At 39.2% G+C, this 23,553-nt stretch carries 23 protein-coding genes and 2 other annotated features; all 23 genes read right to left on the bottom strand.

Going from position 1 to position 23,553, the window contains the following annotated elements; all coding sequences use genetic code 11:
• Positions 1-40: 40 nt before the first annotated feature.
• Entirely contained in the window at positions 41-511 is a 471-nt protein-coding gene (gene rpsG / locus ACVYAD_RS12055) for a 30S ribosomal protein S7 (RefSeq protein ID WP_079562374.1), read from the bottom strand.
• 150 nt (positions 512-661) lie between these two features.
• Positions 662-1,081, bottom strand: coding sequence for a 30S ribosomal protein S12 (gene rpsL, locus ACVYAD_RS12060; protein WP_008181595.1), 420 nt, complete (start codon positions 1,079-1,081; stop codon positions 662-664).
• A gap of 98 nt (positions 1,082-1,179) precedes the next feature.
• The gene (locus ACVYAD_RS12065; protein ID WP_349660261.1) at positions 1,180-1,428 is read right to left on the bottom strand and encodes a ribosomal L7Ae/L30e/S12e/Gadd45 family protein; all 249 of its coding nucleotides are present in this window, start codon (positions 1,426-1,428) and stop codon (positions 1,180-1,182) included.
• A 138-nt stretch (positions 1,429-1,566) separates the two neighbouring features.
• Positions 1,567-5,253 carry a DNA-directed RNA polymerase subunit beta' gene (gene rpoC / locus ACVYAD_RS12070; RefSeq protein ID WP_349660260.1) on the bottom strand — a complete coding sequence of 1,229 codons (3,687 nt, stop codon included), beginning with the start codon at positions 5,251-5,253 and terminating at the stop codon, positions 1,567-1,569.
• A gap of 424 nt (positions 5,254-5,677) precedes the next feature.
• A complete protein-coding gene (rpoB, locus tag ACVYAD_RS12075) occupies positions 5,678-9,253 on the bottom strand; it encodes a DNA-directed RNA polymerase subunit beta (RefSeq protein WP_349660258.1) in 3,576 nt (1,191 codons plus the stop codon).
• Between the two features lie 241 nt (positions 9,254-9,494).
• Positions 9,495-10,097 (bottom strand): class I SAM-dependent methyltransferase, encoded by a 603-nt coding sequence (locus ACVYAD_RS12080; RefSeq protein WP_349660257.1) that lies wholly within the window; start codon positions 10,095-10,097, stop codon positions 9,495-9,497.
• Between the two features lie 77 nt (positions 10,098-10,174).
• Entirely contained in the window at positions 10,175-10,537 is a 363-nt protein-coding gene (rplL, locus tag ACVYAD_RS12085) for a 50S ribosomal protein L7/L12 (protein ID WP_079562379.1), read from the bottom strand.
• A 72-nt stretch (positions 10,538-10,609) separates the two neighbouring features.
• Positions 10,610-11,110 carry a 50S ribosomal protein L10 gene (gene rplJ / locus ACVYAD_RS12090; protein ID WP_197142537.1) on the bottom strand — a complete coding sequence of 167 codons (501 nt, stop codon included), beginning with the start codon at positions 11,108-11,110 and terminating at the stop codon, positions 10,610-10,612.
• 32 nt (positions 11,111-11,142) lie between these two features.
• Positions 11,143-11,290: a sequence feature (ribosomal protein L10 leader region), on the bottom strand.
• A 61-nt stretch (positions 11,291-11,351) separates the two neighbouring features.
• Positions 11,352-12,050 (bottom strand): 50S ribosomal protein L1, encoded by a 699-nt coding sequence (gene rplA, locus ACVYAD_RS12095; RefSeq protein WP_349660256.1) that lies wholly within the window; start codon positions 12,048-12,050, stop codon positions 11,352-11,354.
• A gap of 118 nt (positions 12,051-12,168) precedes the next feature.
• Positions 12,169-12,594 (bottom strand): 50S ribosomal protein L11, encoded by a 426-nt coding sequence (gene rplK, locus ACVYAD_RS12100; protein ID WP_004233593.1) that lies wholly within the window; start codon positions 12,592-12,594, stop codon positions 12,169-12,171.
• Between the two features lie 227 nt (positions 12,595-12,821).
• A complete protein-coding gene (nusG, locus tag ACVYAD_RS12105) occupies positions 12,822-13,355 on the bottom strand; it encodes a transcription termination/antitermination protein NusG (RefSeq protein WP_079562382.1) in 534 nt (177 codons plus the stop codon).
• A gap of 510 nt (positions 13,356-13,865) precedes the next feature.
• A complete protein-coding gene (secE, locus tag ACVYAD_RS12110; protein ID WP_053596042.1) occupies positions 13,866-14,051 on the bottom strand; it encodes a preprotein translocase subunit SecE in 186 nt (61 codons plus the stop codon).
• Positions 14,052-14,099: 48 nt separating this feature from the next.
• Positions 14,100-14,315 carry a 50S ribosomal protein L33 gene (rpmG, locus tag ACVYAD_RS12115; protein ID WP_476426604.1) on the bottom strand — a complete coding sequence of 72 codons (216 nt, stop codon included), beginning with the start codon at positions 14,313-14,315 and terminating at the stop codon, positions 14,100-14,102.
• Between the two features lie 7 nt (positions 14,316-14,322).
• Positions 14,323-14,970 (bottom strand): RNA polymerase sporulation sigma factor SigH, encoded by a 648-nt coding sequence (gene sigH / locus ACVYAD_RS12120; RefSeq protein ID WP_079562384.1) that lies wholly within the window; start codon positions 14,968-14,970, stop codon positions 14,323-14,325.
• 68 nt (positions 14,971-15,038) lie between these two features.
• Positions 15,039-15,551: an NYN domain-containing protein gene (locus tag ACVYAD_RS12125; protein ID WP_349660255.1), complete on the bottom strand. Its 513-nt coding sequence runs from the start codon at positions 15,549-15,551 to the stop codon at positions 15,039-15,041.
• A gap of 2 nt (positions 15,552-15,553) precedes the next feature.
• Complete coding sequence (gene rlmB / locus ACVYAD_RS12130) at positions 15,554-16,306, bottom strand: 23S rRNA (guanosine(2251)-2'-O)-methyltransferase RlmB (RefSeq protein WP_476426605.1); 753 nt, start codon at positions 16,304-16,306, stop codon at positions 15,554-15,556.
• Positions 16,306-16,725 (bottom strand): Mini-ribonuclease 3, encoded by a 420-nt coding sequence (locus ACVYAD_RS12135; protein ID WP_349660253.1) that lies wholly within the window; start codon positions 16,723-16,725, stop codon positions 16,306-16,308. Before ACVYAD_RS12135 ends, rlmB begins: the two co-directional genes overlap by 1 nt.
• A 5-nt stretch (positions 16,726-16,730) precedes the next feature.
• Positions 16,731-18,131 (bottom strand): cysteine--tRNA ligase, encoded by a 1,401-nt coding sequence (cysS, locus tag ACVYAD_RS12140; protein WP_349660252.1) that lies wholly within the window; start codon positions 18,129-18,131, stop codon positions 16,731-16,733.
• Positions 18,128-18,778 carry a serine O-acetyltransferase EpsC gene (gene epsC / locus ACVYAD_RS12145; protein ID WP_079562388.1) on the bottom strand — a complete coding sequence of 217 codons (651 nt, stop codon included), beginning with the start codon at positions 18,776-18,778 and terminating at the stop codon, positions 18,128-18,130. Before epsC ends, cysS begins: the two co-directional genes overlap by 4 nt.
• A 164-nt stretch (positions 18,779-18,942) precedes the next feature.
• Positions 18,943-19,160 (bottom strand) — a binding site (T-box leader).
• Positions 19,161-19,210: 50 nt separating this feature from the next.
• Positions 19,211-20,671 carry a glutamate--tRNA ligase gene (gltX, locus tag ACVYAD_RS12150; RefSeq protein WP_476426606.1) on the bottom strand — a complete coding sequence of 487 codons (1,461 nt, stop codon included), beginning with the start codon at positions 20,669-20,671 and terminating at the stop codon, positions 19,211-19,213.
• Between the two features lie 91 nt (positions 20,672-20,762).
• Positions 20,763-21,239 (bottom strand): 2-C-methyl-D-erythritol 2,4-cyclodiphosphate synthase, encoded by a 477-nt coding sequence (gene ispF / locus ACVYAD_RS12155; protein WP_349660250.1) that lies wholly within the window; start codon positions 21,237-21,239, stop codon positions 20,763-20,765.
• A gap of 273 nt (positions 21,240-21,512) precedes the next feature.
• Positions 21,513-22,205, bottom strand: a complete 693-nt coding sequence (gene ispD, locus ACVYAD_RS12160; protein WP_079562453.1) for a 2-C-methyl-D-erythritol 4-phosphate cytidylyltransferase — start codon at positions 22,203-22,205, stop codon at positions 21,513-21,515.
• A gap of 12 nt (positions 22,206-22,217) precedes the next feature.
• Complete coding sequence (locus ACVYAD_RS12165; RefSeq protein ID WP_079562391.1) at positions 22,218-23,303, bottom strand: PIN/TRAM domain-containing protein; 1,086 nt, start codon at positions 23,301-23,303, stop codon at positions 22,218-22,220.
• Between the last annotated feature and the right edge of the window lie 250 nt (positions 23,304-23,553).

Genomic DNA, 23,553 nt, shown 5'->3' on the forward strand with positions numbered 1-23,553 from the left:
TTTCTCCTTCCATATTGGGCGTATGCGGTTTAGATATTGATTACCAACGGTAGTGAGCGAATGCTTTGTTCGCTTCTGCCATTTTGTGCATATCTTCACGTTTTTTAACTGATGCACCTGTGTTGTTAGAAGCATCAAGGATTTCGTTAGCTAAACGCTCTTCCATAGTTTTTTCACCACGAAGACGAGCGTAGTTAACTAGGTAACGAAGACCTAAAGTTGTACGACGTTCTGGACGTACTTCTACTGGTACTTGATAGTTAGAACCACCAACACGGCGAGCACGTACTTCAAGAACTGGCATTACGTTGTTAAGAGCAGCTTCGAATACTTCAATTGGATTTTCACCAGAACGTTCTTTAACGATATCGAACGCACCGTATAAAATCTTTTGAGAAGTACCTCTTTTACCATCAACCATCATTTTATTAATTAAACGAGTTACTAGTTTTGAACTATAAATTGGATCTGGTAACACGTCACGTTTGGAAACAGGACCTTTACGAGGCATGTGTTTTCCTCCTTTCGAATAGTTATCGATTTATTTTATAAGAATTACTTTGTAATAGTTGATTGGCAAATTTTCAATCTGCTAGCAAGATTAAAAATTTGCAACAACTATTTTAAAGTTCATTATTAAGCAATGCTTAATAATGTTAAATTATTTTTTTTCTTTAGGGCGTTTTGTTCCGTATTTAGAACGTGATTGTAAACGACCGTTTACACCAGCTGTATCAAGAGCACCACGTACGATATGGTAACGAACACCCGCTAAGTCTTTTACGCGTCCGCCACGGATAAGAACAACACTGTGCTCTTGTAAGTTGTGGCCTTCACCTGGGATATAAGCAGTTACCTCGATTTGGTTAGTTAAACGTACACGAGCGTATTTACGTAACGCTGAGTTTGGTTTACGAGGTGTCATTGTACCTACACGAGTACAAACTCCGCGTTTTTGTGGAGATTTAACGTCAGTTAAAGATTTTTTAAATGAGTTATATCCTTTGTTTAACGCTGGTGATTTTGATTTCGTGCTTTTAGATTGACGAGGCTTACGAACTAATTGGTTAATTGTAGGCATCGGTTTTTCCTCCCTTCATTTATTCCTTTTTAATACCACACATCCAGGTGGTTCATTTTTTGGGTAAAAACAAAGTCTTTGTGTTTAATACACAAAAACTACTCTACAGTAATCGCAACTACTGCAGCTCCAACGTGGATTCTACAGGCCTTGCCCAGTTCCTTTTTCGACTCAACAAGAGTAACTGGTATACCGATTTCTCTCGCGAAAGATATGGCCGAATCGGTTACCCAATTGTCTGCATCGAGTGCCACAAAAAGTTCTTTCACTGAACCGGCTCGCATTGCTTTTACTGTTTGCTTTGTACCTATGATTGTTTGACTATCCCTTACTCTATCATAAGACATTTTCATATCCTCCGAAGTACAGACAGTTAACTATCAACCTTCAATATATTATCATTACCAATTTCGGCTGTCAACTCATATCTTTAAAAAGTCCGAAGAGATGATGAAAATACATCTCCTCGGCACTTATTTTAATGATTATTCAGCAGAAATTAGGTTTTCTGTCTCAAGCTCATCTTTTTCAATACGGATTTGACGGTAACGTTGCATACCAGTACCTGCAGGAACAAGTTTACCGATAATTACGTTTTCCTTCAGACCAAGAAGTTCATCACGCTTACCTTTAATAGCAGCATCCGTTAACACACGAGTTGTTTCTTGGAATGATGCAGCAGATAAGAATGATTCTGTTTCAAGAGACGCTTTTGTAATACCAAGGATCACAGGACGACAAGTCGCAGGGTTTTTGCCATTCATAACAGCATCTACGTTTGCCTCTGAGAATTGGTGAATATCTAGTAATGAACCTGGTAATAATTCAGTATCTCCAGCTTCAATTACACGTACTTTACGAAGCATTTGGCGAACCATTACCTCGATATGTTTGTCACCAATTTCTACCCCTTGCATACGGTATACTTTTTGTACTTCTTTTAACAGGTATTCTTGAACTGTTGAAACGTCTTTAACTTTTAACAATTGTTTTGGATCGATAGAACCTTCTGTTAATACTTGACCGCGTTCTACAAAGTCGCCTTCTTGTACTTTCAGACGAGCATTGTAAGGTGCTGCGTATTTACGTGTTTCTACTTCACCTTCAATTGTAATCTCTTTTAGGCCTTCACGGATTTCAGTGATGTCTGAAACAGTACCTGCGATATCAGAAATAACTGATTGACCTTTAGGATTACGTGCTTCAAAAATCTCTTGGATACGTGGAAGACCTTGTGTAATATCATCCCCGGCAACCCCACCTGTATGGAATGTACGCATTGTTAACTGTGTACCTGGTTCACCGATTGATTGAGCCGCAATAATACCAACTGCTTCTCCAACTTCAACCTCTTCACCTGTTGCTAAGTTCATGCCGTAACATTTTTTACATACGCCATGTTTTGTATTACATGTAAACGCAGAACGGATTGTAACTTCTTCGATACCTAGCTCTATAATGATACGAGCGATATCTTGGTCGATCAAACCGTCTTTTTCTAAAATTACTTCACCTGTTTCTGGATGGTGGATTGTTTTCTTCGTATGACGACCGATAATACGCTCATCTAACGCTTCAATTAGCTCTGTACCTTCCATTAACGCACCAATTGTTAAACCACGGTCAGTTCCACAGTCATCCTCACGAACGATAACATCTTGTGCTACGTCAACAAGACGACGTGTTAAGTAACCTGAATCGGCAGTTTTTAGGGCTGTATCGGCAAGACCTTTACGAGCACCGTGAGTTGAGATGAAGTACTCTAATACCGTTAAACCTTCACGGAATGAAGATTTAATTGGAAGTTCGATGATACGACCAGCCGGGTTGGCCATCAGACCACGCATACCTGCTAACTGTGTAAAGTTAGATGCGTTACCACGGGCACCTGAGTCAGACATCATAAAGATTGGGTTTGTTTTCTCAAGCGACTTCATCAGCTTTGATTGAATTTCATCTTTCGCAGCACTCCAGCTTGAGATAACTCGATCATAACGCTCATCTTCCGTGATGAAACCACGACGGAATTGCGCTTGAACTTTATCTACTTTTTCTTGAGCTACCGCTAAAATTTCGCCTTTGTCTGGTAATACGACGATGTCAGATACACCTACAGTAATACCAGCGCGTGTTGAATATTTGAATCCTAGGTTTTTCATGCGGTCAAGCATTTTAGATGTTTCAGTAATGTGGAAACGTTTAAATACTTCAGCAATGATATTACCTAAGAATTTTTTACGGAATGGATTTACAACTGGTACTGATGCAAAGTGTTTGCGCAATACAGCTGTGCGTTGTGCTTCCACTTTACCTTTTTCATCAAGCCCATTATAAGAAGCATCTGCCTCAAGCTCTTTTAACGTTTCTTCATCAATTGTTAAGTTAACGAAGTATTTGCTTGGTGTTTCTTGCTCTAAGTTGAAATCAGTTGGCTCATTAATGTATGGGAATGATTTAGGCAAGATTTCGTTAAAGATTACTTTACCAACAGTCGTTAATAGGAACATATTATTTTGTTCCTCAGTAAATGTTGGGTTGTTTAACGAGCTTGCTTTAATCGCAATACGAGTATGCAAATGAACATGACCTGTATCATATGCAATTAATACTTCGTTTGGTCCATAGAAAATTGTTCCTTCGCCGCGAGCTGTTTCACGTTCAAGTGTTAAGTAGTAGTTTCCTAATACCATATCTTGAGATGGTGTTACAACTGGTTTACCGTCTTTCGGGTTCAGGATATTTTGTGCAGCAAGCATTAGAAGACGAGCCTCTGCTTGCGCTTCCGCTGATAATGGTACGTGAACCGCCATTTGGTCACCATCGAAGTCAGCGTTATAAGCTGTACATACTAATGGGTGAAGACGAATAGCACGACCTTCAACTAGTGTTGGTTCAAACGCTTGAATACCAAGACGGTGAAGCGTAGGTGCACGGTTTAATAATACTGGATGCTCACGAATAACATCTTCTAAAACGTCCCATACATCGTTGTTTAAACGCTCTATTTTACGTTTAGCAGATTTAATATTATGAGCAAGGCCACGTTCTACTAACTCTTTCATTACGAAAGGCTTGAATAATTCAATTGCCATTTCTTTTGGTAGACCACATTGGTACATTTTTAAGTTTGGACCTACTACGATAACCGAACGACCAGAGTAGTCAACACGTTTACCAAGTAAGTTTTGACGGAAACGACCTTGTTTACCTTTCAACATATGTGAAAGTGATTTTAATGGACGGTTACCAGGACCTGTTACAGGACGACCACGACGACCGTTATCAATTAATGCATCAACAGCTTCTTGTAACATACGTTTTTCGTTTTGTACGATGATGCTTGGAGCACCAAGGTCTAGTAAACGTTTTAAACGGTTATTACGGTTGATTACACGACGATATAAATCGTTTAAGTCAGAAGTTGCAAAACGACCACCATCTAATTGCACCATCGGACGAAGCTCTGGTGGAATAACCGGTAGTACATCTAAAATCATCCATTCAGGAGAGTTACCTGAGTTACGGAATGATTCTACAACTTCAAGACGTTTAATGGCACGTGTACGGCGTTGACCTTGTGCTGATTTCAACTCTTCTTTTAAAGATTGAGTTTCATCTTCAAGATCAATTTTGCCTAATAATCTTTTAATTGCTTCCGCACCCATAGATGCTTCAAATGTGTTACCGAATTTTTCACGATACGCACGGTACTCTTTTTCAGAAAGTAGTTGCTTACTTTCTAAGTTTGTAGCACCTGGTTCGATTACAACGTATGATGCAAAGTAAATTACTTCTTCTAGTGCACGTGGGGACATATCTAAAATAAGGCCCATACGGCTAGGAATACCTTTGAAGTACCAGATATGTGAAACTGGTGCTGCTAATTCGATGTGGCCCATACGTTCACGACGAACTTTCGCGCGTGTTACTTCAACACCACAACGATCACAAACTACGCCTTTGTAGCGTACACGTTTGTATTTACCACAGTGACACTCCCAGTCCTTAGTTGGACCAAAAATACGCTCACAGAATAAACCATCTTTTTCTGGTTTTAATGTACGGTAGTTAATTGTTTCAGGTTTTTTAACTTCACCGTATGACCAAGAACGAATCTTGTCAGGAGAAGCTAAACCAATTTTCATATATTCAAATTCATTAACGTCTATCAAGGAGCCTACCTCCCTCTAGTATAGGTCTTTATAAAGACTCTTTTACGCAGCTCGATAATCGTTTGCAAGAATCATTTCTCTTTAGCAAAAGATTAAAAATAGAATGATTTAATCAATTATGCCTCGGCATAATTGTGTCCTGAATCGGCTTTGTGTTTGCATAAAGCATTCCTTTCCGATTCCGTGACATCCGCCGGAGGCTTTAACTTCTTTCAGCAAGTGTTTTTTGTAGCGAAAGCGAAGCGTCAGCTACAGGTGTTTGGACACCCGCTGATATCAGCTTAAACCCGCCCACCTATAGAGGTGGGAGACTTCCGCTGAAAGAAGTTAAAAGAAAAAGCCGGACAGGGCGTTAAATCCTGCCCGACTAATTTGAAAAATAACTTTGACCGTGTTCACTAATAATGTGAATTAACGTTTTCCATTATTCAAAAGACTCTACTGGCTCTTCTTCCGTATCTTTCTGTGGTGCAATGTTAAGTGCATCAGCTGGTTGAAGATCTTCTTCTTCGTCTAAGTCGCGAAGCTCTACTTCTTCATCATTGACCGTTAACATTTTCACATCCATACCAAGAGATTGAAGTTCTTTAATCAATACTTTGAATGATTCAGGAACGCCTGGCTCTGGTACACTTTCACCTTTAACGATTGCTTCGTATGTTTTTACACGTCCAACAACGTCATCGGATTTAACTGTTAAGATTTCTTGAAGAGTATAAGCAGCACCGTATGCTTCAAGTGCCCATACCTCCATCTCACCAAAGCGTTGTCCACCGAACTGTGCTTTACCACCAAGTGGCTGTTGCGTAACAAGTGAGTAAGGACCAGTTGAACGTGCGTGAAGTTTATCATCAACCATGTGAGCAAGTTTGATCATGTACATGATCCCTACTGATACACGGTTATCAAATGGTTCACCTGAACGTCCATCATACAGGATTGTTTTACCATCACGGTTCATGCCTGCCTCTTCCATCGTTTCCCAAACATCTTCTTCGTTGGCACCATCGAATACTGGAGTTGCCATATGAATGCCTAGGGAACGAGAAGCCATACCTAAGTGTAATTCTAAAACTTGTCCGATGTTCATACGAGAAGGTACACCAAGTGGGTTTAACATGATATCAACAGGAGTACCGTCTGGCATGAATGGCATATCCTCTTCCGGTAAGATACGAGAGATAACCCCTTTGTTACCATGACGTCCGGCCATTTTGTCCCCTACGCGAATTTTACGCTTTTGAACAATGTAAGCACGAACTAATTGGTTAACACCTGGTGGTAATTCATCGCCATCTTCACGGTTAAATACTTTTACATCAAGAATAATACCGCCAGCACCATGTGGTACGCGTAATGAAGTATCACGAACTTCACGAGCTTTTTCACCGAAGATAGCATGTAATAAGCGTTCTTCAGCTGTTAATTCAGTAACCCCTTTAGGTGTTACTTTACCTACAAGAATGTCACCGTCACGTACTTCCGCACCAACGCGAATGATACCACGTTCATCTAAATTACGAAGTGCATCTTCCCCGACGTTTGGAATATCACGAGTGATTTCTTCAGGTCCTAATTTTGTATCACGAGACTCTGATTCATATTCTTCAATATGAACAGATGTATATACATCGTCTTTTACAAGGCGTTCGCTCATAATAACAGCATCCTCATAGTTAAAGCCGTTCCAAGTCATGAACGCAACAAGTACGTTACGACCAAGAGCAAGTTCGCCTTTTTCCATAGATGGACCGTCTGCTAAAATGTCACGAGGTTTCACGCGTTCGCCAACTTTTACAAGTGGACGTTGGTTGTATGAAGTACCTTGGTTAGAACGAATGAATTTTTGTAATTTATATTTTGTTAAATCGCCTTTAACCTCTTTACCGTCAACGACTTCAATACGGCGAACATGGATAGAGCGAGCTTCAACGTGCTCAACAATACCATCATATTTCGCTACTACCGCCGCACCTGAGTCACGCGCATCAACGTGTTCCATACCAGTACCAACAAATGGTGCTTCTGGGTTAAGAAGAGGAACTGCTTGACGTTGCATGTTGGCACCCATAAGTGCACGGTTCGAGTCATCGTTTTCTAAGAACGGGATACATGCAGTCGCAGCTGACACTACTTGTTTAGGTGATACGTCCATGTAGTCCATTTGCGATTTATTAAATACTGTGTTATCCCCACGGAAACGGCCTACTACTTCTTCTTTAGCAAATGTACCATCAGGATTTAATAGTGAGTTCGCTTGTGCTACATAGTAGTTATCTTCTTCATCAGCTGTTAAATAATCAATTTGATCCGATACTTTACCTGTTTCATGGTCAATACGACGATAAGGTGTTTCAATGAATCCGAATTTATTTACTTTGGCAAATGAAGATAAAGAGTTGATTAAACCAATGTTTGGACCCTCTGGTGTCTCGATTGGACACATACGACCATAGTGAGAATAGTGAACGTCACGTACTTCGAAACCAGCACGCTCACGTGTTAAACCACCAGGTCCTAATGCAGATAGACGACGTTTATGCGTTAACTCTGCCAGTGGATTTGTTTGGTCCATGAATTGTGATAATTGAGAGCTACCAAAGAACTCTTTAATTGACGCAATTACTGGACGAATATTAATTAATTGCTGTGGTACGATTGCCGCTGTGTCGTTAATAGACATACGCTCACGTACTACACGTTCCATACGAGATAAACCGATACGGAATTGGTTTTGTAGAAGCTCACCAACAGAGCGTAGACGACGGTTACCTAAGTGGTCGATATCATCTGTTGCCCCTACTTGGTAAAGTAAATTGAAGAAATAACTTACTGAAGATAATACGTCAGCAGGCGTAATATTCTTCACTTCTTCATCGATGTACGCATTACTAATAATATTGATTTCTTTTTGCGCTTCATCTTTTGGTGCATAAATTTTAATAGATTGGATTGTTACATCATCCTCAAGCACTCCACCTACTTGTGATAAAGTGCGGAAACCGATTCCTTTTGATGAATCTTCTAAATACGGTAAGATTTTATCTAAAGTACGACGGTCAAGAACTGTACCTTTTTCTACTAAAATTTCGCCTGTTTCTGGATCTACAAGCGTTTCAGCAATCGTTTGGTTAAATAAACGATTTTTGATATGAAGCTTTTTATTCATTTTGTAGCGACCAACATTCGCTAAATCATAGCGTTTCGCATCAAAGAAACGAGAGTATAATAAACTCTTCGCACTTTCAACTGTTGGTGGCTCACCTGGACGTAAACGTTCATAGATTTCTAAAAGTGCTTTTTCAGTACTTTCAGAGTTATCTTTTTCTAACGTATTACGTAAAAATTCATTGTCACCGATAATATCGATAATTTCTTGGTCTGAACCGAAACCTAATGCACGAAGTAACACCGTTACTGGTAGCTTACGAGTACGATCAATACGCACGTATACTACATCTTTTGCGTCAGTTTCATATTCCAACCATGCACCACGGTTTGGAATAACTGTTGCTCCGAAACCTTTCTTACCGTTTTTATCAGTTTTATCATGGAAATACACACTTGGTGAACGAACTAATTGTGAAACGATAACACGTTCAGCACCATTGATAATGAACGTACCTGTTTCTGTCATTAATGGGAAGTCGCCCATGAAGACATCCTGTTCCTTCACTTCGTCTGTTTCTTTGTTGTAAAGACGTACTTTCACACGTAATGGAGCTGCGTAAGTAACATCTCGCTCTTTACACTCATCGACTTCATACTTAGGATCTCCTAATGAATAATCGATGAATTCTAATGAAAGATTACCTGTAAAGTCCTCGATCGGCGAAATGTCACGGAACATTTCACGTAGACCTTCTTCAAGGAACCACTCGTAAGACGCCGTTTGAATCTCAATCAGATTTGGAAGCTCAAGCACCTCGTTAATACGCGCAAAGCTTCTACGCTGGCGGTGTTGTCCATACTGAACTAGTTGACCTGTCAACTCATTCACCCCTCAATAAAGCGATATTAGGTCTTTGCAAAATCATACAAATAGTGTATGATTTCGAAAGACAAAAAGAAAACGAGTCTTCAAAAAGATCTCATTTTCGGTTAACTAAACTTATCTTGGCAAGTATACCCACATTATAACAATCATATACAAAAGGGCATACGACCTCAAAATAATATTTTTGCATTTTACCATATTATCATAGCCGATTTGTCAAGTCAATAATTTATGCATATTTCATTTATTTTTTTGCACGCACTATCCAGTAGCCTTTTTTCTTCTCCACAACATCGACTTCAGAAAATTTTTCTTCTAAATAACTTACCGTTGATGGTGCACCTTGCTTCTTCTGTATTACTACCCACAACTCGCCAGATGACACTAACTTATCATAAGCTCCATCGTAAAAACGGAAAATTGTTTCCTTTCCTGCGCGAATTGGAGGATTGGTTAAAATAGCTGCGGCTTTTATATCGTTGCCAACCATCGATAGTCCGTCACTCACAAATATCCGTACATTTTGAACACCGTTTACTTGCGCATTTTTTTGTGAGAGTGCAACTGCACGTTCATTTATATCCATCATAAGAACGGTACGATCTGGGTTTGTCTTGGCAATCGATAATCCAATCGGTCCATACCCACACCCCACATCAAAAATTGCACCATCAATATCAGGCATTTGAAAAGCATCTATTAATACACGGGATCCAAAATCTACTTCGCTTTTACTAAATACCCCTGCATCCGTTTCGAAGGAAAACGTATGCCCTAACAATTTGAATGTCCAGTGACGAGGTTTACTCTCAGTTTGAGGCTTACTTGTATAATAGTGATCTGACATTTTCACGCCTCCTCATAATGAAGAAAAAAAGCTCGCCGCAATGACGAGCTTTCCTTTTGTTTAAAAGTAACGCGAGATTACTTAACTTCTACAGATGCGCCAACTTCTTCAAGTTTAGCTTTGATTTGTTCAGCTTCATCTTTAGAAACGCCTTCTTTAAGAGCTTTAGGAGCGTTATCTACTACTTCTTTAGCTTCTTTAAGACCTAAACCAGTGATTTCACGAACTGCTTTGATTACTTTGATTTTTTCGCCACCAGCAGATGCTAGTACTACGTCAAACTCAGTTTTTTCTTCAGCAGCGCCAGCAGCAGCACCACCTACTACTGCTACAGGAGCAGCAGCTGTTACACCGAATTCTTCTTCGATAGCTTTTACTAAATCGTTTAATTCAAGAACTGTCATAGCTTTGATAGCTTCTAAGATTTGCTCTTTATTCATTATAATTTCCTCCTAATTGGATAATGTTTTTTTGTTGCGGGTTAGGCCGCAGAAGTTATAGTGCGTATGAAATTACGCGCCTTGTTCTTCTTTTTGTTCTGCAACAGCTTTTGTTGCAAGTGCGAAGTTACGCACTGGAGCTTGAAGTACAGATAAAAGCATAGAAAGAAGACCTTCGCGTGATGGAAGTTCTGCAAGTGCTTTAACATCTTCAACAGAAGAGATTGTACCTTCAATAATACCTGCTTTAATTTCTAAAGCTTCATTTTTCTTAGCGAACTCGTTGATGATTTTAGCAGGAGCTACAACATCTTCATTAGAGAACGCAATTGCGTTAGGACCAACTAATACGTCATTGATTCCTTCAAGGCCAACAGCTTCAGTTGCACGACGAGTTAAAGTGTTTTTGTAAACTTTGAACTCAACGCCAGCTTCACGAAGTTGTTTACGAAGCTCAGTCACTTGTGAAACGTTAAGACCACGGTAATCCACAACTACTACAGAAGCAGCATTTTGGAATTTCTCTGTAATCTCTTGAACTTGTACTTGTTTGTTTTCGATTGCTTTGCTCATGATGACACCTCCTATTAGAATGGGTCATTTATACCGACAAAAGAAAAGCCTCTGGGTCAAAATAGACACAGAGGCTGAAAGTCATCATCTTTAAAATAAGAATCCGAATTCCGATGTCCTCGGTAGGATCATTAAGTGACAAGTCACTCCTACTGTCTACGGTACAAATGGATGATTCACAACAGCATCCATCATATCACAGATAGACAGAGCCGTCAACAGATTTATATAAAAAAACTAATTATTTTACTACTACGCTTGAAGCGTCAACTTTAATAGCTGGGCCCATTGTAGTTGTAACGTTTACAGATTTCATGTAAGTACCTTTAGCAGCAGCAGGTTTTGCTTTTTGTACTACATCAAATACAGTTAAGAAGTTTTCTACTAATTTTTCTGCAGAGAAAGAAACTTTACCGATAGGAGCGTGGATAATACCAGCTTTATCAGCACGGTATTCTACTTTACCAGCTTTAATTTCTTCGATCGCTTTAGTTACATCGAAAGTAACTGTACCAGTTTTAGGGTTTGGCATTAAACCTTTAGGTCCTAATACACGACCAAGTTTACCAACTTCACCCATCATGTCAGGAGTTGCAACGATTACATCGAAATCGAACCAACCTTGTTGGATTTTTTGGATGTATTCTGCATCGCCTACGTAGTCAGCACCAGCTGCTTCAGCTTCTTTAAGTTTTTCACCTTTAGCGAATACTAATACACGTTGAGTTTTACCAGTACCGTTTGGTAACACTACTGCACCACGGATTTGTTGGTCGTTTTTACGAGTATCGATTCCTAGACGGAAAGCAACTTCTACAGTAGCGTCGAAGTTCACTGAGCTAGTTTTTTGAGCAAGTTCGATTGCTTCTTGTGCGCCGTATACTGCGTTACGGTCGATTAATTTTGCTGCATCTTGCAGTTTTTTACCTTTTTTAGCCATTATATAATTCCTCCTTGATTGTGGTTATAGCGGATTTTACCTCCCACGAATAAAGGTTGCGCGTTCACAAAGAAACTCCGCAACCTTCCAAAAACAAATACATCATCAAGTAATGGGATTAGTCTTCGATAACAATACCCATGCTTCGTGCAGTACCTTCAACCATTAACATTGCAGCTTCAACTGAAGCAGCGTTAAGGTCTGGCATTTTAGTTTCAGCGATTTCGCGAACTTTATCACGTTTAACCGTTGCAACTTTTTTACGGTTTGGTTCACCTGATCCAGATTGGATACCAGCTGCTACTTTAAGTAGAACTGCTGCAGGTGGAGTTTTCGTAATGAAAGTGAATGAACGGTCCTCGAATACTGAAATTTCAACTGGAATAATAAGACCAGCTTGATCAGCAGTACGCGCGTTGAATTCTTTACAGAATCCCATGATGTTCACACCCGCTTGACCTAATGCAGGACCAACCGGTGGAGCTGGATTTGCTTTACCAGCAGGGATTTGAAGTTTAACAACTTTAATAACTTTTTTAGCCACGAGACACACCTCCTTAAGTCCGTGATGTGGTAATTGGGTTGCCCCTCCCACTCAATATCTGTCTGTCAGCTAAGTGCCGATAACATTAAAATTATCATTACAGACGTCAAAGCAAAGTATGACAGTCTGACCTTTGAAATGATACCACTTTTATTTTTTTTAAGCAAGTAGTAAATAACAAATTCTGTGACATACTCATCAGACATATGGCACTTTAGTTGCTAAAACTACATTTTTTGTATTTGCTCAAAATCAAGTTCCATAATTGTTTCGCGACCAAACATGTCTACAGAAACCTTCACTTTTCCTTTTTCAGTATCAATTTCTTCAACACGTCCTTGGAAGTGTGCGAAAGGCCCTTCTAATACTTCTACCGCTTCTCCAACAGAAATATCAATCTCGACAACTTTGTCAGTCATGCCCATTTGTTGTAGTAGACGGTCCGCTTCTTCAGGTAATAACGGTGTTGGCTTCGCACCACCGCCAGATGAACCGATAAAGCCAGTTACGCCTGGCGTATTACGCACAACATACCATGAATCATCTGTCATAATAAGCTCTACTAAAACATAACCAGGGAAAACTTTACGCATCATTGTACGCTTTTTCCCATCCTTCAATTCCGTTTCTTCGTGTTCAGGCACAATAACACGGAAAATCTTATCTTGCATACCCATCGTTTCTACACGTTTCTCTAGGTTTGCTTTTACACGGTTTTCATACCCTGAATACGTATGAACAACATACCAATTTTTCTCCATAACTACTAGGACTCCTCGTCCGTCCCTCCCTTACTAAATCAATTACACCTTGGCGTAATTGTGTCTGGATTTTGTATTGTGTTCGCACAATTAGTCCCTTTCAAAATCCGTGACATATGCCAGCGGCTTTATCTTCATTCAATCGGTGTTTGGACACCTACCAAAAAGGAACTGCATTTGCATTCAACCTACCACTTTTAGAAGCAGGAATCTTCTACTGAATGATGATAAAAGTGAAAAGAATTGGATATGCTAAGTGCATTCTTTACTCTTTTCACAAACTGCTATTAGAAAAACATAGCTTTCGCTAATAGCTAGCGAAAGCCTGATGATATATACCAAATCTAGCATAGTCATCTATCACTACCCTCATACTATCCCGAGTAGCATACTTATCATATTAAGAATATTTTACTGCTGATCACTTCATACAACAAACGAAACAAACGAAAAAACCCGTTTATTGTAATGACGGGCTATTTCAGAAGTATTAACATGCTATTTACTAAATTATAACTCTAAGTACCAGCGGAATAATGATGAAATACCTAAGTCTACTAACACAAAAAATAAAGCCATAATTACAACAGTTGAAATTACAACGACTGTATATTTCGTCAGTTCTTTACTTTTTGGCCAGCTTGTTTTGCGCATTTCCGACATTACATTGCTGAAAAAGCCTTTAATCTTGCCCATTCTAGCCTAACCTCCGAATCAATCATATCTGTCTATTTACAAATTATTTTATAGCGTTTGTTTATGCACTGTATGTTCATTGCAATGCGAGCAAAATTTCTTTAATTCGAGGCGTACAATTGAATCTTCCTTAGCTGGAAACGTATAATTTCTCGATCCGCATTTTTCGCAATTTAGAACGACTTTTTTTGCCATATAATCACCTTTTCGGCACTTTGTCTTTTCAAGACTAACACCTATATTTGTCAATGTCAACAAAGGCATACAACTGCTAAGACATTTCTTCGAGAACTAAATGTCGCTCTAATTTACGCTTTACTCGTTGTAAAGCATTGTCAATAGACTTCACATGACGATTTAGTTTCGCAGAAATTTCATGATAAGACTGACCATCTAAGTAAAGAGCTAACACTTGTAGTTCTAGTTCACTTAAAATCTCACCCATCTTCTCTTCTAAGTAGCCAAACTCTTCTCTATGAATCATTAACTCTTCCGGATCATCCATAATAGCACCCGTTAATACATCCATTAAAGTACGATCTGACTCTTCGTCAAAAATAGGCTTGTCCAGAGAAACATATGAGTTAAGTGGAATATGCTTTTGTCTCGTAGCTGTTTTAATAGCCGTAATAATCTGCCTTGTAATACATAGCTCAGCAAAAGCTCGAAAAGAAGCAAGCTTATCTCCCTTAAAATCGCGAATGGCTTTATATAAACCAATCATGCCCTCTTGCACAATGTCTTCCTTATCTGCACCAATTAAAAAATAAGATCTAGCCTTTGCTCTTACTAACAAACGGTATTTCGTAATTAAATAATCCAACGCATCTGTATTACCTTGATGCACCATTTCAATAAGTTCTTCATCATTGAATCGTTCAAAATCTTGTGTCACTTGTACAATACTATTTTTAAACATGGTATCACCTCAGCCACAACAGATAATTAGAAACAGTATAACGGAATTGGAAAATATGAGTCAATCAATCATTTCAAACCACGCCGCCATTTTTCAAAGGCCAAAGCAACATCCGGCTTAAGCTCCATGCGGGATGGCGGTTTGCTATCATGTTTTTGTTTCACCTCATGAGAAATTTTATGTTGGATAATACCCATATCAATTTCTAGCTCTCTTGCCGATTTTCGCAGAGCACCGTTACCAAAAATAACGTTTTGCTCTGCCATATCAGAGGTTGCTACGTGAATCTGTACATTTCTAGCTTTTAGTTCGTGTGTCATTTTTTCAATACGTTCATCTGCTGTTTCATTTTTCCGTGTATATATGATTTCGACATCGTTTTCTAAATAAGTTTGCTCCACACCCGGTACAAGATGTGCGTCAAAAACTATAATTACGCGCCACCCCATAGCTGCCTTATACTCAGCCATAAGCTCAACCAATCTCTTACGGGCATCTTCAAAATTTGTATCACGTAATGGTCGTAGCTCTTTCCAAGCTCCTATCATATTATAGCCGTCAACAAGCAAAATAGTTTTCATTGTCAATCATTCGCTTCTTGACGTTTACGATACACTTCGTACATTAAAAGTGCAGCAGCTACCGATGCATTTAGTGATGTGACATGTCCAATCATCGGTAAATGATATAAAAAGTCACATTTCTCTTTTAATAAGCGGCCCATTCCTTTGCCTTCACTACCAATAATAATCGCAAGCGGCAATGTTGCATCCATTTTACGATAGTCTGCAGAACCCTTGGCATCTGTACCTGCAATCCATACTCCTCGTTCTTTTAGCTCATCTACCGTTTGCGCTAAATTATTAACACGCACGACAGGTACATGCTCAATTGCTCCAGTTGATGCCTTTGCCACTACGGCTGTCAAACTCACAGAACGACGTTTCGGAATAATAATACCATGCGCGCCTATCGCATCAGCAGTTCGCATAATAGAGCCTAGATTATGCGGATCCTCTAGCTCATCTAAAATTAAGAAAAATGGGTCTTCTTGTTTTTTTGCCGAAGCCGCAAATAAATCCTCTAGCTCTGCATATTGATATGCCGCAACTGAGGCAACAATTCCTTGGTGATTGGCATCTGATAATTGATCAACCTTTTTCTTCGGGACAAATTGAACAATGACACCACGTTCACGTGCCAAATCTAGAAGTTCGTTAACCCCTGATTTTTTCACACCTTCTGCAATCCATACTTTATTCATATCGCGGCCTGAACGAAGCGCTTCTAACACTGGGTTTTTACCGGCAATCATTTCTCCATTTTGGTCTGCCATTAATTTGACACTCCTTTCGATTCCTCGATTATTTGAATAGCGTATGCAATGATTGCATAAACGCGTTCTAATTCATTTAATAAAAATAAACTACCAAGCACCGCCTCAAAACCGGAGCTATTACGGTATGTTTGAACATCTGTATTTTTCGGCACAGAGCCGGATTTGGCATTGCGTCCACGACGGAATACAGCCAACTCCTCCTCTGTTAAAAAGCCTTCATCCATCATTCGATGTACAATCGTAGATTGTGCTTTCGCTGATACGTAATGTGTCGCTTCCCTATGAAGTGTGTTAGGTTTGACGCGACCGGCACGTAGCAGATGCTCTCGTACCTTTTGTTCTAAAACTGCGTCCCCCATATAGGCTAACGCTAATGCATTCAATTGCTTAACATCTTCGTTGCGGAGTTTACCCAAATTACTTACCCTCGTTTCCATCTAGTTCCTTGTCGCGTATCTTCTAAAATGATACCTTGTGCTTGCAAATGGTCACGAATTTCATCTGAACGGGCAAAATCACGATTTTTACGAGCTTCTATACGCTCCTGTAAAAGAGCATCAATTTCTTCGTCTAACAACTCTTCTTCTTTTGCAAATTCAATACCTAAGACGTCACCTAACACCTCAAAAGTTTCAGTAAAACGCAATAATACTTTTTCATCAGTATTCGTTTCGTTTAAATAAATATTTGCGATTCGCGCTAATTCAAATAATACAGAAATGGCATTGGCTGTATTAAAATCATCATCCATCGCTTCTTCAAAATGAGCTTTTTGTTCAGCAATTTTTTCAAGCCATTCTTCTGAGCAATCACCTAAGCTTGCTGTTGCTGTTAAACGGTGTTTGACATTGTTGTAGGCAGTAAGAATTCGTTCTAAACCATTTGCAGCTGCATCTACTAAATCCTTCGCAAAGTTAATCGGATGACGATAATGCACCGAAAGCATAAAGAATCGTAAAATTTGCGGGTTAATTTGTTTACGAATATCATTTACGAGTATAAAATTGCCAAGAGATTTGGACATCTTTTCATTATCTATATTAATATACCCATTGTGCATCCAATAACGCGCAAATGTTTTATCATTATGAGCTTCAGATTGTGCAATTTCATTTTCATGATGCGGGAATGTTAAATCTTGCCCACCAGCATGAATATCCATAGTATCTCCTAAATGCTCACGCGCCATTACTGAGCATTCAATATGCCAACCCGGACGTCCTTTGCCCCACGGACTTTCCCAGTAAATTTCGCCTGGCTTCGCAGCTTTCCATAGAGCGAAATCTAACGCATCATCTTTTTTCTCACCCGCTTCTATACGAGCACCGATTTTTAAATCATCCACCGCTTGGTGAGATAATTTACCGTAACCATTAAATTTACGAGTGCGGTAATAAACATCACCAGCTGACTCATAAGCGTAGCCTTTATCGATTAATACTTGAATGAATTGAATGATATCATCCATATGCTCTGTTACGCGTGGATGTACATCTGCTTTCTTGCAGCCTAACGCCGTAATATCTTCAAAGTATGCAGCAATAAAGCGTTCCGTTAATTCATGAACCTCTTCTCCAAGTTCATTAGCAGCCTTAATAATTTTGTCGTCAACATCTGTGAAATTTGAAACAAATTTCACATCGTAACCTTTGTATTGGAAATAGCGACGCACTGTATCGTAAACAATAACAGGACGTGAATTCCCAATGTGAATGTAGTTATATACTGTCGGACCGCAAACGTACATTTTTACTTTGCCTTCCTCCAGCGGTACGAAAGTTTCCTTTTGTCGTGTTAATGAGTTGAAAATTTGAATACTCATTGTATTTCTCTCTCCTTTTGTAAGCGTTCGATTTCCTGATTCATTGCTGCAATCTGCTTCTCGAAAGCTTGACAACGTTCTTCTACAGGGTCAGGAATATTTTGATGATCTAGTTTTTTCTCTAGACGGACTCCATCCTTAATCACTATTTTACCAGGAATACCGACAACCGTAGCATTTGGCGGCACTTCTTTTAAGACAACTGAGCCTGCACCAATTTTACTATTTTCACCAATTGTAATAGAACCTAACACTTTTGCACCTGTTGCAACTAGTACATTATCCTCTAATGTCGGATGGCGTTTCCCCTTTTCTTTTCCTGTACCACCCAAAGTTACACCTTGATACAACGTTACATTATCACCAATCTCACATGTTTCACCAATGACAACACCCATCCCATGGTCAATAAAGAAACGTCGACCGATTTTCGCTCCAGGGTGAATTTCAATTCCAGTAAAGAAGCGACTAATTTGTGAAATGGTACGGGCTATAAAATAAAAACGCTTTTTAAAGAACCAATGGGCAACTCGATGTGCCCAAGTAGCGTGCAGGCCCGAGTATGTTAATATCACTTCGAATACACTACGCGCTGCTGGGTCATTCTCAAAAATTGTTTCTACATCTTCCTTCATTCTTTTAAACACAAAAGCTCCCCCTTTTCATTTTGATCTGCCTTGATCCTTTGAAATACTATAACTGACGTTGATTTCACCCCAGAGTTAGCCGAGTGAGTTTTGGCACATCCCCCACTTTAAGTCTATGTCGTCTAGAAAATAAAAAAGCGCCCCTATCATCCCAAAAAAGGAATGACAGAGACGCTAAATTTGCGCGGTTCCACTCTGATTGAAGGCGAATGCCTTCCACTCTGGACGTTCTGTAACGGGAACGAATCGATAAAGCCTACTTTTTTTCAGCTTCATGCTCAAAGGTGCATTTCAGTTTTGCCTAGGCTCAGACCACTTTCAGCCGGTGATGGTCCTCTCTTTAGAGCATGCGCCACTTACTTCTCCTTATCAACGCTTTTTCAATGTAAATACATTTTACAACGAACTAATAAATTGTCAATCAATTTCTACTTATTGCGCAAATTTTTCTACACGATCAATTGTTTTCTGTTTGCCAATTAAGCAAATTGCGTTCGGAAGTTCTGGACCATGCGTTTCACCCGTCGTTACGACGCGAATTGGCATAAATAGATTTTTACCTTTGTGTCCAGTTTCTTTTTGAACAGCTTTAATAGCCGCTTTAACAGTATCAGGCGTAAATTCCTCTAAACTTTCAAGCTGTGCTTTAAATGCAGTCATTACCTCAGGTACCTGTTCACCTTCTAAAACTGCTTTTGCTTCTTCATCATATTCAATATGATCATTAAAGAATAGGCGAGATAGTTCTACAATTTCAGCACCAAAGCTCATTTGATCATGATAAAGTGCGATTAAATCTGTAGCCCATGCACGTTCTTCTTCTGTTAATTCTTCTGGTAATAAACCAGCTTTTTGTAAGTGTGGTAAAGATAAAGCCACTACTTCTTCTAAAGATAATTTTTTAATGTATTGGTTATTCATCCAAGTAAGCTTTTGTTTATCGAACATAGATGGTGATTTTGAAAGACGTTTTTCATCAAAGATTTTAATAAATTCTTCTTTTGAGAAAATCTCTTCTTCCCCTTCAGGAGACCAGCCAAGTAATGCGAAGAAGTTAAACATTGCTTCAGGTAGGTAACCTAAATCTTTATATTGTGTTACGAATTGAATAATTGATTCATCACGTTTTGATAATTTTTTACGGTTTTCATTAATAATTAATGTCATATGACCATAGCTTGGATATTCCCAGCCGAATGCATCAAAAATCATCATTTGTTTTGGTGTATTCGATAAATGCTCTTCACCACGGAATACGTGTGAAATTTCCATAAAGTGATCATCTAGCACTACCGCATAGTTATACGTTGGGATTCCGTTTGCTTTAACAAGTACCCAGTCACCAATATCTTTTGACTCAAATGTTACTTGTCCACGTACTAAATCTTCAAATTCATATGTTACATTTTCAGGTACGCGCATACGAATTGTATATTGTTCACCAGCAGCTTCTTTAGCTGCAACTTCCTCTGCTGATAAATGACGGCAAGTTCCATCATAAGTCGGAGCTGCTACACCTCGTGCTTTTTGTTCTTCACGAGACGCTTCTAATTTCTCTGAAGAACAGAAGCATTTGTAAGCTAAACCTTGCTCTAGTAGCTTTTCAGCGTGCTCTTTATAAATATCAAGACGCTCCATTTGACGATAAGGTGCATACGGTCCACCAATATCGATTGACTCATCATATTCCATACCTAACCATTTTAAGTTATCTAGCTGAGATGCTTCTCCGCCCTCTACATTACGCTCAACATCTGTATCCTCAATACGTACGATGAATTTACCGTTATGATGTTTTGCATATAAATAGTTAAATAACGCTGTACGCGCTCCACCGATATGTAAGAAACCAGTAGGGGATGGCGCGTATCGAACACGAACTTCTTTCGCCATAATTAAAAGCCTCCTAAATTTTCGTTCAAAAAATTGACTTTGTTCATTTTACCACTCTGTTACAGGAAATAAAAGCACTGTGAACCCGCTTTTATTTCTTCATCAGTAGGATTGTCGCCATCGCTGCAATCCCTTCCTCGCGACCTGTAAAACCTAAACGCTCAGTTGTTGTTGCTTTAACATTCACTTGAGAAGGCTCTGCATGAAGCAATTCAGCAATACGATTTTGCATTTGTCCAATATACGGTGCCATTTTCGGACGCTGTGCCATAATCGTACAATCCACATTACCTAAAACATAGCCTTTATCCTCAACAATCTTCCAAATATGCTCTAATAATTTCGCTGAATCAGCATCTTTGAACGCAGGATCGGTGTCTGGGAAATGACGACCGATATCGCCCTCACCAATAGCCCCTAACGCTGCATCTGTTACAGTGTGTAATAAAACATCTGCATCCGAATGCCCTACTAACCCTTTTTCATGAGGAATTGTTATACCACCAATAATTAATGGACGCCCTTCTTCAAATGCATGCACGTCAAAACCTTGTCCCACTCGAAACATATGATTTTGAAACTGTCTAATAAGATAAATAAAAAATCCACCAATCGAAGCTCATTTACTTCAAGAAATATGCAGACTTAAAAAGCTTCTATTCAGCTTATAAGGCAGTCTCATTCACCTTCCTTCACTTTTATATTTACTCTATATTATACCCTCATATTTTAACATATTTCCTAGGAAATTGAGTTAACAGTAAACCTTACTCTAGACTAAAGTTCAATTAAAAAATAAAATCTCATCAGCATCCACTGCTAATGAGATTTTTGTATGCTTTCATAATGTTTTCAAAGCACGTTTACGCAAAATCGCTTCACCAAAAACTAAATCCTCTTGTGTCGTCATCTTTACATTTTCGTAGCTACTTTCTACAATATGCACCTCATGTCCAAGACGTTCAACAAGCATTGCTTCATCGGTACCAAGGAAGCCCACCTTCTCAGCGACATCCTCTGCCTCTACAATCAAATCAAATTGAAATGCTTGAGGAGTTTGAATCATCCATAAGCTTTCTCGATCAATTGTCTCTTCAATTACACCATCACGTACTTTTTTCATCGTATCCTTCGCACGAACACCCGCAATCGCAGCGCCAAAGTCATGCGCACTTCGCACAAGATTCGCTATAATGTCGTGAGTAATAAATGGACGCGCAGCATCATGCACAAGCACAATATCAACCTGCTTCATTTCTTTCATGCAAGAATGGACGGAATGCTGCCGCTCTGCACCACCATCAGGTAAACCTTTAACTTTAGTAATTCCATACCTCTCTAGCATGTCCTGAATAAATACACGCTCTTCAGGCTTTACCGCAAGCCAAATACCTGTACACTGACTATCCTGTTCAAATACCTCTAGCGTGTGTACGAGGATCGGTTTTTCTAAAAGATTTAAAAATAACTTATTTTGCCCTGCACCCATTCGCTTTCCGCTTCCCGCAGCAGGCAATACTACTTCATATTGCACATTTCCCACTTCCTAGTCATCCTTTGGTTTAGCAAAAATCATTCGACCTGCTGATGTTTGAAGAACACTTGTTACGGTTACTGTAATTGCCTGTCCTATATAGCTACGTCCACCTTCAACAACGATCATTGTGCCATCATCTAAATAAGCAACCCCTTGATTATGCTCTTTCCCATCTTTAATGACCATCACTTGCATATCCTCACCTGGAATTACAACAGGTTTGACTGCATTTGCTAAATCATTGATGTTTAGCACTTTAACGTGGTGTAGCTCACAAACTTTGTTAAGGTTAAAGTCGTTCGTCACAATTTGTGTATCGTAACCCCTTTTCTTCGCAAGGCGCACTAGCTTTAAGTCAACCTCTTGAACATCCTCAAAGTCCTCTTCAGTAATCTCAACATTCGTCATACGCTCATCTTGTAATTTTTTCAAAATATCTAAGCCGCGGCGACCTCTTGTACGCTTTAACGTATCCGAAGAATCAGCAATATGCTGGAGCTCAGTAAGAACAAATTGGGGTACAACTAGTGTACCTTCTATAAAGCCTGTTTCCGAAATATCTGCAATTCGACCATCAATAATTACACTAGTATCTAACAGTTTATAGCTTCCTCGTACTTCTTGAGGCTCTACACCTTCGGCTAATTTTTTCTTTGTAGTGTTACCTCGCAAAGTAAATAGCTGGATTAATTCATCTCGCTTTTTAAAGCCAACACGGAACCCTAAATATCCAAGCATAAATGACAGTATAATTGGTAAAACCTTTGTAATAATAGGTAAATCAATACTATCGATTGCAAAACCTAAGAAATAAGCAACGATTAGTCCGATAATAAGGCCGAGTGTACCAAAGAATAAGTCACCAACCGGCACTTTAAATAGCACCTCTTCCATCCAGCTAATAAGCCGTACAAAATAATCCGAAAAGGCAAATGATAATGTAAATAGCAATAGCGCTCCTAAAGCTACTGATACGTAAGGGTTATCAAGCCAAGGATTAGATGATAAATGAAGCAATTCGTATAATGGCGGTAAGAAAACAAGGCCTAATGCTCCTCCAATCAGTAAAAAAGCAATTTGAACAAATTTTTTCACAAACTGTCACCTCCCATTTTTAATATATAATTATACATAGTTTACTGCAGAAAATCTTTTATGACCCTATCAAAGCATCGGTAATTTCATCCATTTTCTGATCATCCCGAGTCTACTGAAAATCAATGACTAAAAATTTTTCACACTAAAATCAGAAATGCCCCTTGGCATCCACTCTGCATTAAACAAGCATTTTCACAGACATTATCATAGACGCCAATACGCCTCTTTGAGTTTCCTACCTTCTATC

The sequence above is a fragment of the Lysinibacillus sp. G1-3 genome (assembly GCF_056322905.1).

Excerpts from the sequence above, each read along its gene's own strand:
- rpsG (WP_079562374.1), bottom strand. The coding sequence starts at position 511 with ATGCCTCGTAAAGGTCCTGTTTCCAAACGTGACGTGTTACCAGATCCA.
- rpsL (WP_008181595.1), bottom strand. The coding sequence starts at position 1,081 with ATGCCTACAATTAACCAATTAGTTCGTAAGCCTCGTCAATCTAAAAGC.
- ACVYAD_RS12065 (WP_349660261.1), bottom strand. The coding sequence starts at position 1,428 with ATGTCTTATGATAGAGTAAGGGATAGTCAAACAATCATAGGTACAAAG.
- ACVYAD_RS12080 (WP_349660257.1), bottom strand. The coding sequence starts at position 10,097 with ATGTCAGATCACTATTATACAAGTAAGCCTCAAACTGAGAGTAAACCT.
- rplL (WP_079562379.1), bottom strand. The coding sequence starts at position 10,537 with ATGAATAAAGAGCAAATCTTAGAAGCTATCAAAGCTATGACAGTTCTT.
- rplJ (WP_197142537.1), bottom strand. The coding sequence starts at position 11,110 with ATGAGCAAAGCAATCGAAAACAAACAAGTACAAGTTCAAGAGATTACA.
- rplA (WP_349660256.1), bottom strand. The coding sequence starts at position 12,050 with ATGGCTAAAAAAGGTAAAAAACTGCAAGATGCAGCAAAATTAATCGAC.
- nusG (WP_079562382.1), bottom strand. The coding sequence starts at position 13,355 with ATGGAGAAAAATTGGTATGTTGTTCATACGTATTCAGGGTATGAAAAC.
- secE (WP_053596042.1), bottom strand. The coding sequence starts at position 14,051 with ATGGGCAAGATTAAAGGCTTTTTCAGCAATGTAATGTCGGAAATGCGC.
- rpmG (WP_476426604.1), bottom strand. The coding sequence starts at position 14,315 with ATGCCTTTGTTGACATTGACAAATATAGGTGTTAGTCTTGAAAAGACA.
- sigH (WP_079562384.1), bottom strand. The coding sequence starts at position 14,970 with ATGTTTAAAAATAGTATTGTACAAGTGACACAAGATTTTGAACGATTC.
- ACVYAD_RS12125 (WP_349660255.1), bottom strand. The coding sequence starts at position 15,551 with ATGAAAACTATTTTGCTTGTTGACGGCTATAATATGATAGGAGCTTGG.
- rlmB (WP_476426605.1), bottom strand. The coding sequence starts at position 16,306 with ATGGCAGACCAAAATGGAGAAATGATTGCCGGTAAAAACCCAGTGTTA.
- cysS (WP_349660252.1), bottom strand. The coding sequence starts at position 18,131 with ATGAGTATTCAAATTTTCAACTCATTAACACGACAAAAGGAAACTTTC.
- gltX (WP_476426606.1), bottom strand. The coding sequence starts at position 20,671 with ATGGCGAAAGAAGTTCGTGTTCGATACGCGCCATCCCCTACTGGTTTC.
- ispF (WP_349660250.1), bottom strand. The coding sequence starts at position 21,239 with ATGTTTCGAGTGGGACAAGGTTTTGACGTGCATGCATTTGAAGAAGGG.